This is a genomic window from Paenibacillus camelliae (genome assembly GCF_023715345.1).
In the GTDB taxonomy this organism is placed as follows: domain Bacteria; phylum Bacillota; class Bacilli; order Paenibacillales; family Paenibacillaceae; genus Pristimantibacillus; species Pristimantibacillus camelliae.
In genome coordinates this window covers 173956-190818 of the sequence record NZ_JAMBNY010000008.1, presented here as the reverse complement: position 1 = coordinate 190818, position 16863 = coordinate 173956, and the positions used below count along the sequence as shown (strand labels likewise).

General features: G+C 44.5%; 12 protein-coding genes. 1 reads left to right on the top strand and 11 read right to left on the bottom strand.

Translation table 11 applies throughout. From position 1 onward, the window contains the following. Position 1: 1 nt before the first annotated feature. Both M3180_RS14445 and M3180_RS14440 read right to left on the bottom strand, forming a co-directional pair. Positions 2-1777: an ABC transporter ATP-binding protein gene (locus M3180_RS14445; RefSeq protein ID WP_432806941.1), complete on the bottom strand. Its 1776-nt coding sequence runs from the start codon at positions 1775-1777 to the stop codon at positions 2-4. Between the two features lie 149 nt (positions 1778-1926). Next, positions 1927-2829 carry an ArsR/SmtB family transcription factor gene (locus M3180_RS14440; protein ID WP_251668724.1) on the bottom strand — a complete coding sequence of 301 codons (903 nt, stop codon included), beginning with the start codon at positions 2827-2829 and terminating at the stop codon, positions 1927-1929. A gap of 286 nt (positions 2830-3115) precedes the next feature. Between M3180_RS14440 and M3180_RS14435 the strand changes: the two genes are divergently transcribed. Further along, positions 3116-6544: a choice-of-anchor I family protein gene (locus tag M3180_RS14435; RefSeq protein WP_251668686.1), complete on the top strand. Its 3429-nt coding sequence runs from the start codon at positions 3116-3118 to the stop codon at positions 6542-6544. Between the two features lie 83 nt (positions 6545-6627). Here M3180_RS14435 and M3180_RS14430 read toward each other — a convergent pair whose 3' ends face one another. The 9 genes from M3180_RS14430 to M3180_RS14395 form a co-directional block, all read right to left on the bottom strand. Further along, positions 6628-7236, bottom strand: coding sequence for a hypothetical protein (locus tag M3180_RS14430; RefSeq protein ID WP_251668683.1), 609 nt, complete (start codon positions 7234-7236; stop codon positions 6628-6630). Between the two features lie 105 nt (positions 7237-7341). Next, the gene (locus M3180_RS22940) at positions 7342-7743 is read right to left on the bottom strand and encodes a glycoside hydrolase family protein (protein WP_349774488.1); all 402 of its coding nucleotides are present in this window, start codon (positions 7741-7743) and stop codon (positions 7342-7344) included. A 15-nt stretch (positions 7744-7758) separates the two neighbouring features. After that, positions 7759-8202, bottom strand: a complete 444-nt coding sequence (locus M3180_RS22935; protein ID WP_349774487.1) for a family 43 glycosylhydrolase — start codon at positions 8200-8202, stop codon at positions 7759-7761. Positions 8203-8288: 86 nt separating this feature from the next. After that, the gene (locus M3180_RS14420; protein WP_251668681.1) at positions 8289-9941 is read right to left on the bottom strand and encodes an MGH1-like glycoside hydrolase domain-containing protein; all 1653 of its coding nucleotides are present in this window, start codon (positions 9939-9941) and stop codon (positions 8289-8291) included. A gap of 99 nt (positions 9942-10040) precedes the next feature. Then, positions 10041-11399: an ABC transporter substrate-binding protein gene (locus M3180_RS14415; protein ID WP_285855735.1), complete on the bottom strand. Its 1359-nt coding sequence runs from the start codon at positions 11397-11399 to the stop codon at positions 10041-10043. Between the two features lie 123 nt (positions 11400-11522). Beyond that, a complete protein-coding gene (locus M3180_RS14410; protein ID WP_251668678.1) occupies positions 11523-12362 on the bottom strand; it encodes a carbohydrate ABC transporter permease in 840 nt (279 codons plus the stop codon). Between the two features lies 1 nt (position 12363). Next, complete coding sequence (locus tag M3180_RS14405) at positions 12364-13284, bottom strand: carbohydrate ABC transporter permease (RefSeq protein WP_251668676.1); 921 nt, start codon at positions 13282-13284, stop codon at positions 12364-12366. Between the two features lie 129 nt (positions 13285-13413). Further along, a complete protein-coding gene (locus M3180_RS14400; RefSeq protein WP_251668675.1) occupies positions 13414-14949 on the bottom strand; it encodes a response regulator transcription factor in 1536 nt (511 codons plus the stop codon). Then, complete coding sequence (locus M3180_RS14395; protein WP_251668673.1) at positions 14942-16741, bottom strand: cache domain-containing sensor histidine kinase; 1800 nt, start codon at positions 16739-16741, stop codon at positions 14942-14944. Before M3180_RS14395 ends, M3180_RS14400 begins: the two co-directional genes overlap by 8 nt. Positions 16742-16863 lie beyond the last annotated feature (122 nt).

Here is a 16863-nt window from a genome sequence, read left to right as displayed (position 1 = left end):
ATTAAGGTGCGGTGAGCTCGTGTTTGATATTGTTGTTCGTCCACTGTGCTTCACGCTCCTTTCCCCATTGCGATTCAACGATTTTTTGGTAAAGCGTAGATTGCAGCATAAGCTGCTCGTGCGTTCCTTGCATGATCACTTGTCCTTCATCCAGAATTAATATGGAATCAGCACGAACCGTTGTACTCATTTTTTGCGTAATGATCAACACCGTACAGGACAGCTTGCTAATTGCATCAAGAAGCTTACGCTCTGTTTCGACATCGAGAGCACTCGTGCAATCATCTAGCAGAAGAATAGATGGCTTGCGGACTAATGCTCTTGCAATACTTACACGCTGCTTCTGTCCGCCAGATAGATTCACACCTTTTTGACCAATCATCGTTTCATACCCCTGCGGCAGATCCATAATTGCCTCATGAATTTGTGCCTGCTTTGCTGCCCACACTACTTCCTCCATTGTAGCGTCTAGCTTTCCCCACCGTATGTTATCTGCAACCGTTCCTGTAAACAGCAATATCTCCTGCGGGACATAGCCAATGTTGTTGCGGAGCTGGTGAAGTGAGTAATGATCAAGCCGCTTCTGATCAATCGTAATTACTCCTGCATCGGGATCTACCATCCTCGGGATGAGCTGCAGAAGGCTGGACTTTCCAGAGCCGGTTGCCCCCATAATGGCCAGCATACTACCTGCCCTCGCTTTGAACGAGATATGTGACAGCGTTTGCAGAGAGGATTCAGGATATGAGAAGCTGACATCTGTAAAGCTGATGTCACCATTAAACTGCGAGCTTGCAGACTGGTTCTTTGCATGGTCCTGCTCTTGATCAGCAGATTCGAACACCTCATCGATCCTTTGCATCGAAGCAGATGCCCTTGCAATTGTATTAACAATCATCGAAATCATCGACAATGCACCGGTAATACGCATTGCATAGTTTACAATCGCGACGATTTCCCCAACCGATACATTGGAGCCACTGTTTAATTGCTCACGTGCTGCCCACAGCATCAATAGGATACAGCCGTTAATTAATACAAGCACAACAGGATTAGATAGCTCGGCAAGAATCATCGTTGCAACGGTGCGTGCACGCAGCTCATTGTTCTTCTGTTGAAATTGCTTGCTTTCATAGCTCATTCGCCCAAAAACTCGAATAAGACGGACACTCATTAAGCTTTGCTGCATAACCTTATTGACTTGGTCTAGCTTTTCCTGTACTTTACGGAAAAGTTTATTGTTACGTACCATTAGCCAGCCAAGGAATACAGCTAGAATGGGAAAAGCAATAAGCAAATATATTGCCAGCTGCATGTTTAATGCCATCGCCATAATTAAGCTGCATATGACGAGGAGCGGCGCGCGAAGCATAATACGCATCCCCATAAAAACAGCGTTTTGCACCTGATTGACGTCATTGCTAATGCGAGTAAGCAGTGATGCCTCCTCATGCTTGCCGAATACACTGCTGCTCATGCGCTGAATGCTTTCATATAGCTTTTGCCTAACATCATAGCCGAAATTTTGACTTACATAGGCTGAATAAAAGGAGCCTATAATTCCAACACCAAAGGCTAGAATGGTAGTTCCGAGTAATATGCCCCCCCATAAAAAAATACTTTCTGTCCGCCCAGCGACGATGCCTTCATCAATAACCTTAGACATCATGAAAGGCTGTGCAACCTCAACAACTAGCTCAATTAGCATTAAACTAACCGCAAATATCGCGTAGAGCTTATAGCTTGCTAAAAATCGTGAAAACGTTCGCAACAGCACTCCCTCCTTATATTGCTATTATAAGTCAAAACGGTAGAAAACTTGAACCTTTTTTTATAACTCTAAATATCTTAAGTTAAAGATTATTGACTCACATAAAAAGCATCGGCTGCGGTCTCCCTGTTCCGATGCTTCTTGTTGTAGTACTTCTATTCATAATAGGTACGAAATGATATATCTCTACTATAGTTGCCAAAGCCTTTGCCGAACAAGGTTAACCCACCGACATGACGCGCATCTTCCTTGACGCCTAGCTTAAAGCTCCAAACATTACGATCGGCCTTCAGATCGTGAAGTGTTACGTCAGAAATTTGCTGACCATCGATCCAGCTGCCAGTGTCATCTATGCGCAATACTTTAAGTAAGCCATATTGATTGACCGGGTCTCCCCACCAGGATGGTGAAAATCTGCCTCGCTCTTCACCAAAGTCACCAGGACTTGTCCACACTCCTACTTCCGTGCCATTAATCTGAAAAAATATGTCTGATGGCCAGTTTTCATTATAGCCTGGTGCTTCCGATCCAAGCTCAAGTGAAATTTCGATTGCTATCATTTTTTGATTCGTAAGCAAATAGTTTGGTATTTTATATTCCAAGTACCCATGACCGAGCCATAAAATCCCTGCATTCACCCGCTCCGGAGTGTAGAAGTATCGCGGATCATCAAACTGCCCGATTACACGCTCCGGGGTCGCTAAGCCACATGTAGGATGTATATCAAATTCCGTATAATGTCCGATCGGTATCGTAACCTCATGACATTTATATTGACCGACGCTTTGAAAAGGAAGCTCGATATGAATATCATGTACGGCAAGTGAACACATTTTATGTGTACCGCCATCCTTACGAACCATTCTCGTAGACACAAGTCCCGCCTTTTCAAGCTTCTTAACATGCATCGTCACGATTGCACTGCTTAGCTCTAGTGCGGCGGCTAGCTGTTTTACATTCATCGAGTCATGCGACAATAGCTTAATCATTTCTAAGCGCACTTCACTTGCCAGCGCTTCATATAGAGGTAACCATTTTTTATCTGTATTAGCCTCAATCATTGCTTTCGACCCTTCCCGTTCATCTTCTTTAACCGACATATCAATTTTCGATCGATCAACTGTTATCGGCTTCTATTCTTAATAAAGGTTCAATACGCAGAGACTTCAGGACCGTGAAGATGGTACGTCATCAAGCTTCTGCTTTGTGAATTTCCTAATTTCAATATTAACAGATTTATCTATCTCTGTATGCAAACTTTATAATTCCTTAAAAAATCGTTAACAATAGGCTGACAATCACTTGTTACATTTAGTCCGATATATATCATTGGGAGGGAAATGTATGAACTTCAAAAGTGGATTATTAGCGATCGGTCTATCTGTTTCATTGTTAACAGCTCAAGTCCCAACGATCCAAGCCGAAGCTGGCGCACCTACATCGGAAGCCTGGCTGTCTTTTGCTGGACAAGGTGACTTGGAAGCGAGACTAATCGCACGTTATTCAAGTGGTGCTGCATTCGAGGAGGGAGGCACTGAAATTGTCGCCTATGATTCACTGCACCAACAAATGTATTCTGTTAATGGTGCCGAAAAAGCGTTAGATATTATATCTATATCGTCCTTATCCTCTGCAAAGAGCAAGAGCAACGCTATTCATGAAATAAAGCTTACAAAAAGAATCTCTCTCGAGCAATTAAGCAAGCAAAGCTTATCATTAAGCGACATTACTAGCGTCGCTATCCATCCGTCGAACGAGTACGTCGCCATAGCAGCGCCTGCCGATCCCGTGACAGATGCAGGCTACATTATCTTCATTCGTCATGATGGAACATATCTTAATCATGTTCAGGTAGGTGTTCTGCCTGATATGGTTACCTTTACACCAGACGGCAAGCATGTGCTCGCAGCCAATGAAGGGCAGCCCAACGACGATTACACGATTGATCCCGTTGGCTCTGTCAGCATCATTAACGTTGAGCAAGGAGTTCAAAGCATATCAGCAAGTGCTGTTACGACAGCAGGCTTCGATAAAGTAGAGGCAGATGGCATTCGTATCGTGAAGCCAGGAGCAAGCTTCAGCGAGGACGCTGAGCCGGAATACATAGTTGTAGCAGATGACAGCAGCAAGGCTTATGTGGCGCTTCAGGAAAGCAATGCTATCGCGGTGCTTGATCTGAAGACAAAGCAAATTACAGACGTACATGATCTAGGAGTGATCGACCATTCGTTGCCAGGATACGCACTCGATGCCTCAGATAAGGACGGAGTAGCAAGTCTAAAAAACTGGCCTGTGCTAGGCATGTTTATGCCAGACGGTATGAGCATGTATACGGTAGATGGTAAAAGCTATATCTTAACTGCCAACGAAGGCGATGCTAAGGATTATGATGGCTTCTCAGAAGAGGCTCGTGTTAAGGATCTAGCTGATCGCATCGCACTTGATGCTTCCTATTATAAAGGCTTTACTCAGGAGCAGCTGGATGCCATGGCAGAAACGATGTTTGCAGATGAGCAGCTTGGCCGACTAAAAACAACGACAAGTGTAGCACTGAACAAGGACGGCAAGCAGGAAGCAATATATTCCTATGGCACACGCTCCTTCTCCATATGGGATGCTGATACGATGGAGCTTGTATTTGACAGTGGTGATCAATTTGAACGCATCACCAAGCTAGCTAACCCTGCTGGCTTCAATACAGATAATGCTGAAAACAGCGTCGATAGCCGCTCTGACGATAAAGGTGTGGAGCCAGAGGCCGTAACCGTGGGTAAGGTAGGCGACACTAGCTACGCATTCGTAGGCTTAGAGCGTGCAGGTGGAATTATGGCATATGATCTGTCTAACCCTGCAGCTCCTGTGTTTGATCTTTACTTTTCTTCTCGCAGCTATGATGCGGATGAAGAAATCCCATCCGGTGATGTTGCACCTGAGGGCTTGACGTTTATCGAGGCAAGCAACAGCCCAACAGGTGAAGCGCTGCTGCTTGTTGCGAACGAGCTTAGCGGCACAATTGCGATCTATGAATTAACGGAATCTGATCAAATTAGATTGCAAATCGTTGCCACAAACGATATCCACTCCCGTGTATATGAAGACGGTGGCATGGGCTACGCGAAGATCGCAACGATCGTAGAACAAGCTCGTGCGATCAATCCCAATACCATCGTGCTTGACGCAGGCGATACTTTACACGGCCAAACCTTCTCTACACTAGTAGAGGGCTCAAGTATTATTGAGCTTATGAATGAAATTGGCTACGCAGCGATGACTACAGGGAACCATGACTACAATTATGGCTCCGATCGCCTACATGAGCTTGGCGAGCAAGCAGCATTCCCGATTCTAGCTGCAAACGTTAAGAAGACAGACGGCTCTTACGCATATGAACCATATGTGGTCAAAGAAATGGATGGAATTAAGCTAGGTATTTTCGGAATTGCAACACCTGAAACTGTCTATAAAACACATCCGAACAACGTAGCTGGAATTACGTTCACAGACCCTGCAACTGCAGCGCAAGAAATGGTCAACACGCTGAAGGACAAGGCTGACGTCATTATTAATCTCGCACATTTAGGAACAGATGGCTCTACGATCGCTGCTAATCGTTCCGATGCTGTAGCTGAAAAAGTAGATGGTATTGACGTAGTTATTGATGGACATAGTCATGAGCTTATCAATCGAACGGTAAATGATGCACTTCTCGTTCAGTTTGGCGAATATGGAGAGCAGGTTGGTATCATTACCCTCGTGCTGGAGGATGGCAAGCTTGTCGACAAGCAATCTCATTATATTACTGCTGATGATGCGTCAACGTTGCCTGCACACCCTGAGGTAGCTGCGCTTGTTAAGAAAACGACGGAAGCTCAGCAAGTCATTCTTGATCAAGTGATCGGCAAAACCGATGTGAAGCTCATTGGAGAACGTGAGGTCGTTCGTACAGGCGAATCGAATCTTGGCAACCTGATTACGGATGCAATGGTTGCTTCAACAGGCGCCGATGCTGCAATCACGAACGGCGGCGGTATTCGTGCCTCGATCGAGGCAGGTGAAATTACTAAAGGTGACGTTATTACAGTTCTACCTTTTGGTAACTTTATCGTGACAATTGAAGTAACGGGACAAGAGCTGAAGGATGCACTCGAGGTAGGTGCTGGCGGTTACCCTGCAGCTAAGGGCGCGTTCACGCACGTATCTGGCATTACCTATAAAATCGATCCGGAAGCTGAAGCTGGTGATCGTGTTCATAGCGTCACTGTGAATGGCAAAGCGCTTGAGCTAAATCGTACGTACACCCTTGCAACGAATGATTTCTTAGCTGCAGGTGGCGACGAATATACAATGCTGGCTGACAATACGATCATTAATAACGCTGGAACACTTGATGAAGAGCTTATCCGATTCATTCAGAAGCAGGACACCATCTCACCTCAGGTTGAGCAGCGTATTGTAGTAGAAGCGAAACAGAAAGACAGCAGTAAGCCTGCTGCCGGTGGAAACGGTAATGTAACGAATGAAACGGTTGCTGAGAAGCCAGCTAAACCGTCAAACAACGCTAACAACTCAAGTAGCTCAAATAATACTGGAAGCAACAACACGCAAGGTAAGCCTGCAGCGCAAGTGAATAAGTACATCGTGAAAAAAGGCGATACGCTATCTAAAATTGCAAGGCAGCACAAAACAACGTGGCAAAGGCTTCAGCAAGTGAATAAGCTAAAAAATCCTCATCTGATTTATCCAGGACAACAGCTTATCATTCTTTCCCCATAAGCGAACCAATCGCTTATGCTCAAAAAGCCCCGCAGCTAACTACATGGCTGCGGGGCTTCCTTATTGGTGTCATTTAAGAAAATTTACTCTACGATAAAATGAATAGACGTGTTAAAGTCATAAGCCTCGCTTGGCTCAGAGCCATGAATGAGAAAGCTTGCGTGTGCGGTTATCGTATATCTTCCTTCGGGCAATTGATCATCCGTCAGCTCTTTTACAAAGGCGATATAGTCCGGATCATCCTGCTCCGAGAAACCGCCTGTAAAGGTGTAGTCAATTGTTACAGGTTGATCCTTCTTCAGCAGAGTAACGATATATGGCTGTGGCATTGCACCGTCTATCTCGATATTTCTAGTATGCTCCTTAATGCTGAAGCCAACTGGGTACATCGCATGGCCGATCTCAATCTCCTGCTCCCCTTTATATACTAGCTCTGCATATACCTTAATCGGCTCATCTACCGCATATTTCAGCTTATCTGTCGTAATACTGAGCTCATAATCACCCTGTACGGCTTTCGTGCTTAATACGAGCTCTTCATCCGAGAAGCCTACTTGATCTATAACTTCCCCTTGCTCGCTTCCTTGCTGCTTATTTCCTCCATTTGTCGTACCATTGTTGCTATTAACAGCCTCATCTCCACATGCTGCAAGCAGCAGCGTCGCTAATAACACTATTATAAGCTTTTTCATTGCTCTCGCCCCTTCATGTCGCCATATCTACTAAACGAACGTATGGCTCCATTAGTTGCTATTCTGACGATAAAGGAATATTACCCCAAGCTAGCTAACTTTAAGCTAAAAATCAACTGGAATAAATCGTGCTCGTTCGTTTGGGGTTTGATTAGGTCCATGCAGGGCAAGCATGCGCTGACCATCAAAGGTATAAAATACCATCGCATGTCCGCCGTCATCTGTATATACAGGCTCCTTCTGATGCTCCCAAGGCCCCGTCACCTTCCCGCTAGACGAAACCGCCAGTCCTTGCGCGTATCGGTTATCAATGAAGCTGGCCCACAGCAAGCATAGCTCGCCTGATTTGTTCTTAAACATAAACGATCCGTCTGTCACATAGATCTTCTCATAATCGAAGCGTGCATGCTTAAATGAGGTAGGCCAAGGTGCCTCTGATGCACGAAACAACAGCTGTGGCTCAGTTACTGCCTCGCTTAAATCTTCGCTTAGCTGGACGATGCACACCTCTCCGTCTCCTACCTACTGCCACTCATGACAAAATACCATCCAAGGCTTACCTTCATCATCCACATAAAGGGAGCCATCCAAGCAGCACCACTCCTTCGGCGTCACTACTCCGTCACTGTGGAGCTTAAACGGACCGTATAAGGAATCACTTTTTAATACGGCTGTCCCTAGCAGATCATTCTCTCTTCTGCGGAACGTAGCAAACATATAGAAGGAGCCTTTATACTCGTACACTTCCGGCGCCCAAAAGTTTTTATCCGAGAAAAACCCTTCATAATTGCGAAATACTTCAAACGGTCCTTCCCAATCCTCCAAATTCGAGCTCACGTACATCTCAAAGCTTGTTCCTTCTTGCCATATGTTTTTATCGGTAGAGCCATACATATAATACTTTCCTTCGTCAGAACGAGGTACGATAAATGGGTCACGAATTTGAATCTGTGATAGCTTCTTCACGCGCTCAGCTCTCCTTTACTCTAGATAAGCTTAGGTTATATCTATATCGATCAAGTTTAACAAAATCAATAGATAGATTATTCAAATTAATAGGTTGGATGCACGACGCCTGGCTGTCGATGGCACACTAGACTGCCATCCTCCCATATCCATTCCTCATTGCCATTTATTGCGACCTCAACCGTTTTTCCATCATATTGAACCTCACCGCTAATCGTGCCGTATTGCATCCCGATCAAGCTTAGTAGCTCACCCTGTTCATTCAAGACGGCACGCAGTCCCGCAGGAAATACTGCATGAAGCTCGTCATTACGCCATATCTCGCAGCGATCTTGCTCATTAACAAATTCATAGCGATGCCCGAAGGCTTGGCGGCGATATACGAGATTACCAGTAATCGATTCGCCATGATCTGAATCATAAGGCAGAACACCTGTAAACCAAATCGTATGCTCCTTCGTCGGTAATATCCCGGATAGTCGTTCAATAAAATCGAGCACACAAAGGATGGCCGGCGAATACACCTCAGTAAAGCCTTCCGCCCCCGTCCACGGACTAATCGTTTGCGAAAACCGCTTAAAGCGAGTCATCGCTGCTACGATAGGCTGCATCGTCCACAGCTGCTCAACATAACGCTTATGATGCTCAAATGCATGCGCTGCACGTATAATCGCTAAAAAATTCGTTGGTCCTGCCCAGCTGTTGTAGCTTGTATTCGGATCGAAGCGCGGATCATCCAGTGCAATCGATGGGAACGGGTATTTTGCAAAAAATTTACGACTATTCAGCAAGTACTTGCTTAGCATGCGTGCAAACATATCGTCATCGACAGCCTCGCAAGCAAGCACGCGCAGCAGCACATCTGATTGCACACGAACGAACTGACCTTGACGGTCCACATCGTAGAAAAAGTCATCGACCTCATCATAGCAATGCTTGAATAGTGCCTGCCTCGTCTGCTCTGCTTTTTCTTGCCAGATCTTCGCTTCTTCATGCTTACCAAGCTCATCCGCTATCTTAGACAAATATTTGCGCTGACAGTATACATTTGCTGTAAGATCAGGCGCGAGAAATGGTACAAGAGGAGAGTGTGGATTGCATTTCGTCACATCATTCAGATGCGGTGTATCGGCTACATGCCAAAAGCGTGGAGATAAGTCATGCCCTGTGTCAAATGCGCTGAATGCTTCAATGCAGCCGGTTTGTCTCGTGTTGCGATAGGTCATTAGCCATTCATCATATTTCACCATCGCCGCATACATTGTGCTTAGAAAGTCTGCGGACTGTCCATTCAATTGATAATAATGCCATACACAGCTTGCAAGTGGAGTGACAAGCTGAATCTGTCGATAGCTTGCGCCATCTTTAGTAATTTTGTATGGGAACATTCCGTCCTCACGCTGAAACTTAGCGAAGCCTAGATATGTCTCTTCTGCAACCTGCGGCAGGAATCTTGCAAGCAGCTCTGTATTAATGGTGCCTGTGCTTTCAAGCCAGCAGCCATAATAAATGCCCCCCTCATGCAGAATTGGCCTTTCTGTTAATGTAGGCTTTATACAATCGAGCAGCTTCGTTACTGCCTGCTTGTAAACATCGCTTAAGGCTGATGATTCTGCAGCAAAATAAACATCGCCCGCCTGCTGCCATTGCTCCAATAAGGGCAAGTCCTTCTGCTTATTGGTCGGCTCTATATATGAAGTAATATCAATATCGTTAAGCCGCCTCCTTAGCTGGTCCACTCTGTTCAACTCCTCAATATTAATATGGCGCTAAACAAAGCATCAACGTTCGATGCTTTGTTTAGCGCTCACTCCTTCTCTAGCGAAATATGAAAGCTATTATTGTGTCACATTGTTCGCGATAATTTCCTGTGCATCCTTGTAGAAGCTAGCTACCGCTTCCTCTACAGATTTACGACCGAAGCCAATTTCTTGAATAGCAGTCTTCGTCATTTTTTCAAACTCTGCATTACCAGGTAGATTATAGCTGATATTGAAAGGTTCTGTTTTTGTAGCTTCCGATACACGTGATGTATAGTCGTAGATAATCTTTTCTACATCACTTGCTTGAGCCTGAAGCACATCGCGATTAGCAGCCGTTACTGGGACACCACGGTTGTTGCCAAGGATTGATGCTGCTTCCGAATCATTAATGAAGAAGGAGATAAATTGTGCTACCTCTTCAGGGTGCTCAGTTTTTGCATAACCAGATAGACCTTGAGATGATTCGAATACAACACCTGTTCCTTTCGGACCACGAGGCAGCTGAACCATCGTGAGCTCATCGGTAGTAAGGCTTTGCAGTGAAGTCAATTGGTTGGATGGCAATAGCGTCATCGCTACTTGGCTAGTCACCATTAGGTTTTTAGCAATGTCTTCATTAGGATTAGACACAGCCAATTCTGGTGTCACAACTCCGCCTTTCGCTGCTAGATCTGCCCAGTAGCTAAACCACTGCAGCGCCATCGCTTCATCAAAGCCGACCTTTTGTTCATCCATGTTGTACAATTGCTGACCATGCTGCTTGAAATAGATGTCCAGTCCGTCATAGGTAAAGTCATAAGAGCCAAATACTCCATCTCCAAGCTTTTCACTAATTTCTGTGGCGATCGCTGCGTAGTCATCCCAGCTCCAGCCATCCTGTGGAACGGGCATGCCAGCTTTTTCGAACATCGTTTTATTGATTACGATTCCACGTGCATTAGCACCAGCTGATATGTGCAGCAGCTGACCATTTACCGTTCCGTACTGAATCATCGCCGCATCCATATCCGATAGATCAAGTGCGTTGCCAACATATCCATCTAACGGCAGAAGCACTTCCTTCAATGCGTAGTCAATCACGTTACCGCCAAGGAAAAATATATCAGGTGCAGTACCAGATGCTAGCTGTGTATTGAGTTTATCGAAATAACCAGAGGATGGAGCAAACTCTCCTACAACATCAATATGTGGATATTTTGCTTCAAACAGCTCGATCACCTGATTCGTTTTGTCAGCACGCTCCTGATCTCCCCACCACATAATTCGTAGCTCAATTTCCTCAGGAGTATCACTGCTGTTATCGCCTGAATTCGTCGCTGTGTTGTTGTTAGCAGGTGATGCTGCTGGTGTATTCGTATTGCCTCCATTGCTTGAGCATGCCGTTACTAGACATATCGTTACAATGATACTTACTAGCAAACTCCATTTTTTCATGATAAAGCTCCCCTTTGACCAAATATTGTTTTCTTGCTTGAATAAAGAATAACGTCTTCATATTCGGTTTTGAATTCTATTATTTCGGGTGATCATATATCATTTTTTTGGCTCATCACCACATTATTTAAATCCAGTAGTTGCTATACCTTCCAAAAAATACTTCTGGAAGAACATAAAAATGAGTGAGATCGGTATAAGAGACAGTGCAGACATCGCTAGCAGCGCACCCCAATCGGAGGAGCCGGATGGATCAAACAACGCTCGTACACCTAACTGAACAGTAAACAAATCAATTTTGCTAATGTAGATCATTTGACTGAAGAAATCATCCCATGTCCATATAAATGTAAAGATAGCGGTAGTAATTAATGCCGGTAACAGCAATGGCAGCATAATCCGGACGTAAATCGAGCGCAGATTACAGCCATCAATAATTGCACTTTCATCGAGCTCACGAGGTATACCGCGTATAAACTGAACCATTAGCAGAATGAAGAACGAATCTGTTGCCAGCCACTTTGGAACAATTAACGGATAATACGTATTGAGCCAGTTGAGTTCACTAAAGATAATGTATTGCGGGATTAACGTGACATGATACGGCAGCATGATCGTTACAATCATAAGCGCAAACCAAAGCTTGCTGAGCTTAAACTTCAATCTAGCAAATGCGAATGCCGCCAAGGAGCATGTAATAATGTTCCCCAGCACGCACAATATGGATATCATCGCAGAATTGAGGAAGAATTGACCAAAGCTAATGCCCTGGAAGCCTGCCCAGCCCTTAACATAGTTGTTAAATGTCCATTCCTTGGGCCATAACCCCGGTTCACTAAAGATAAGCTGATTCGGCTTGAAAGAGCTGCTAACGAGCCACAGTACAGGATACAGCATAAGGATACCGAGAACGATAATGAAAAGATGGCGTAATAGATTGGAATTGGCTATCGCTTTCACCATATTATTTCCCTCCTTGATCATCGCTGTAGAATACCCAGTACTTCTGAGTTGTAAAGACGATGGCTGTTAGGAAGCCGATTATTAACAGCATGATCCATGCCAATGCAGAAGCATAGCCCATATCAAAGAATGAGAACCCTTTCAAGTATAAGTACAACGTATAGAACATCGTTGCATCTAGTGGTCCGCCTCTACCGTCACCGATGACAAAGGCTGGAGTGAATGCCTGAAAGGAATTAATAATCCCCATAACTAGGTTGAAGAAAATAACGGGTGTTAACAGCGGCAGGGTAATATTGAAAAATTGTCGCCCTTTGCCCGCTCCATCAATAGAGGATGCTTCATAGAGCTCTGTAGGCACCTGCTTCAAGCCTGCCAAGAAAATAACCATCGCGGAACCAAATTGCCAGATCGTCAGCATAATAATCGTGTAAATAACATAGTCAGGATGGGAAATCCAAGATGGCCCCTTAATACCAAACCATCCTAGAAAATCATTCACAACACCGTCGCCCGCAAAGATCTGTCGCCATACGATCGCAATCGCGATGCTACCTCCAAGCAGCGAAGGCAAATAATAGACTGTTCGGTATATGCCTAGTCCACGCAAGCCTTTATTAAGAATCATCGCGACAATTAGAGCAAAGATAAGCTTCAGTGGCACCGAAAATAGAACATACTTAAAGGTAAGAAATAAGGAATTACGGAAAGTCTCATCATCACTTAAAATTTTTACATAGTTGCCTAGGCCGATCCAGCTTGGCGAATTAAGCAAATTATACTTCGTTAAAGAAAAGTATAACGATGCCATCATCGGACCTAACGTTAAACAGAAAAAGCCAATGAGCCAAGGTGTCAAAAATAAATACGCTGTACGATTGTGGTCACTGGCCAAGCTATTTCTTGCACTTTTTATCTTCATCTGCGTTCCTCCTGTCGAAGTACGATTAACCATACTTCTATAGTAAGAGTGAACGCTGTAAAGCTGAATTCTATTTTTTCGGTCATTCTCTTATAATTTTTTTAGGTCATCATCTATTTTTCAGTTCGCTTACGATTTTTGTGTCCGATATTCTGAAGGCGAGATGCTGTAGCACTTTTTGAAGCGAGAGCTGAAATAGCTTGCGTTAGAGAAGCCTGTCAGCTCTGCAATATCGCTTAATCCAAGATCCGTCGTATCTAGCAAATGACACGCCTGCTTCATCCTTACCTCGGACACATACTGCACGAAGGTTTTGCCTACCTTCGCCTTAAACAGCTCAGAGAAATAACTCGTGTTATAATTGAATTTTTCTGCTAGAGAGGGAAGTGTAATCTCATACATGTAGTTTTGATTGATATATTGCAGTACCTCATCAAATAGCTCATCGCCACTCTCCTGCTTAATAGAGCGGTGCCCTTCCTGAAGGTAACGTTGAATGTATGCTAATGCTTTGTCTACAGTTGTCAGCTTCAGCACCTGCTCCGGATTAAGCCAGATCGCATAGGTCAAGCTTGCTTGCTCCTGAAGCAACCGCTCGAGCGTTATAAGCACCTCGAAGATGCATCTTACAAACTCTGTATTCGAGCGAAGCATGGCATCGGTTAGTATAGTACGAATATATTGCAGGGCAGAGCTCACATCATCCTTGTGCAGCAAGCGTGACAGCACCTCATCATCCAGCTTGCCAATATGTCCTTGAAGCGCTGTAGCTTGGTGCTGCTTACTATTAAGCAAGCTCCATTGCAGCAGTGCATCCATATAGGCATGATACCAATGTGCAAAGCCGACGACTTCACCGCTCGTTCCGATAACAAGCTCAAAGCCAAGATGCTGCTTTAGCTGGTTCTCATAGCTTTCTATAATCTGTGCGCGCAAGGCTTGTCCATCTCTGCAAACAAGGGAAATGAGCCGAGGATAATTACTATCCCTACATATGAAAACCTGCTCCGTGTACTGCTCTGCTAGCTCACGAGCAATGAGCTCAAAGGGCAGCTGAAACTGTTCTCCTGGGTGTATAGGTTGAGACTCATCGGTATGCTTCAAGCCAAATGTGACCACTTGAATCGGTACGTCGTTCCAATCCTCGACCTGAATGAGCGGCGCCTTGCTCATGATCATCGGAGACAAGTCGCCCTTCAGCATATGCAGCATAAAGTTTTCCCTGATCTCGCGAAACCAGCGTTGATGCCTCCTGCTCGACTCCAATGATGAAAGCTTATCATTCCGCTCCTGCTGAATAGCATTCTTCAGCTGTTTCATTATTTGCTCAAGCTCATCGGGCATAACCGGCTTTAGCAAATACTCAACAGCCCGATGACGAATCGCAGCCTTCGTATATTCAAAATCATCATAGCCCGTTAGCACAACTGCTTTCACTGCAGGGTGATGCTGCTGCAGGTGCGATAGCAAGCCGACTCCGTCCATAACCGGCATATTCATATCCGTAAACACCACATCAATGGGTTGATCTTCGAGCTTTTGGATTGCATCCGCACCGTTACTCGCTTCTGCAACGATGTCAAAGCCAAGCTCCTGCCAATCAACCTTCAGATATAGCCCTTTTCGAATCTCTAGCTCATCATCAACAATTAACACTTTAATCATACTGCTCTGCCTCCTTAATTGGTACGTATAAGCTAACCTCTGCTCCGCCAAAACGACTAACTCCTATCTCATAATGAAAGGCATCACCATATACGGCATAGCTTCTTAGCAATACATTATGCAAGCCAATATGCCGATCCTTGTCCTCATATTGCTGCGATTGCCATTGCTTCATCACCCGATGCATAAGCTGATACTTTTCGTCCGCGGTAAAGCCTGGCCCATTATCACTTATTCGAATATGAAGATGATGCTCACGACGCGTAATATCAATCGCTGTCTCAATATAATCATTATGCTGCGAGCTGAATTTGACGGCATTCTCTATGATGGGCTGCAGCATGAATTTAAGGATCAACAGCTCGTCCGTTGGACCGTGAGTCGTAAGCTCGATGTTAGAGCGATCGTGATAACGTACCCGTATAATATCTAAATATTGATGGATATACTTTAACTCCTCTCGCAAATATACGAGATCGTCGCTAACCTTAAGCGAGTAGCGCATCATATGACCAAGCGTCAAAATCATCTTAGACGTTTCCTTGCCACGGTTTTGCAGCGCTAGGCTGCTGATCATTTCTAATGTATTAAATAAAAAATGCGGATTTATTTGCATGACTAACGCTTTATAATCAGCTTTTTGCTTCAATAGCGTCAGCTGATATTCCTTCGATATGTACTGTCTTAGCTGCGAGATCATGCTTTTGAATACCTCTATAACGAATGCAATTTCCATCGTACTGGACCTTTCATTGGCCATCCGATTTTCCGCCTGCACGAAGTCGCCACGCTTCAAATGCCGCATTGCCGCAACGAGAGAATTGAGCGGTCTTGATATACTATGTGAGAAGACAAGAGTTAAAATAATAGAAACGACTAATAGAATTGATACGATGACGATAACCGTATCGCGCAAATTATACAGCTGGGAGTACAGGTCTTTTTCACTTACAATACCGACAAGCATCCACTTCGTCTTCGATAGACGCTTATAGACAATCATCTCCTTCTCGCCCTCCGTATTCGTACGGAATAGCCTACCTTCACTAGAAGTAATCGTTTTCAATTCGTCGAAGTAAGCATACTGATGCTCATCCATCGATTGAGACTGACCTGGCAGCAGCATCTGACCATGACGATCTATTAAGTAGATTTGTCCTGTTTCACCAAGGTGCAGCCGTTCCAGCGGCTCTAGGAAATACGTCTCACTAACATTTATTTTTAAGAAGGAGTTTGCTAGCTCCGGCTTGTACGTATCGAGCGGCATCGTCATACTGACCATCGCGTTCTCGTTACCTCTCGACATTTCTACCATATCACTGCCGGCAGGACTCCAATAACGCTCTCGCTTCGTTAGGTCGACATACCAGGTCTCTCCTTTAAATGACTCGCTGCGACTTATATAATTCTCACTGCTTATCCACAAATTAGGATGTCGGTATATCGTCATATTAGCAAGTGGTGTATAGCTGTTCGTTACTTGCGTCAAATACTCGCTTAGCTCAAGATTTGCTAGCATTTTTGAGCCATCTGTCGCATTGTCAGCCGTATGGGCACGATCCCATATATCGATAACATCGCTGTTGTATACGAGCGAGGCGGAGTCATACACTTGATTTTGCAGCATTTCAACGTAGGTCGCGTATTCCTGCATCTTCTCAAGTGCAGATTCTTCGATGTAGCTACTAATAATCGTTTTAGAGGAATGAAATAAAATAAACGCCATCACACTAAAGGAAGCGACGATGAGCAATATAAAGGTTACCATAAGTTTGAATTTAAGAGATTTCATAGCTTGTCTCTCCAGTCGATCAGGTATTGTACATATTAAAGTACCATACAGTAAAGCGCTTGCAAACTTAAAAATGTGAAAACAAATTCATTTTTTAGCATAACAAAGAAAAACAGTCATGC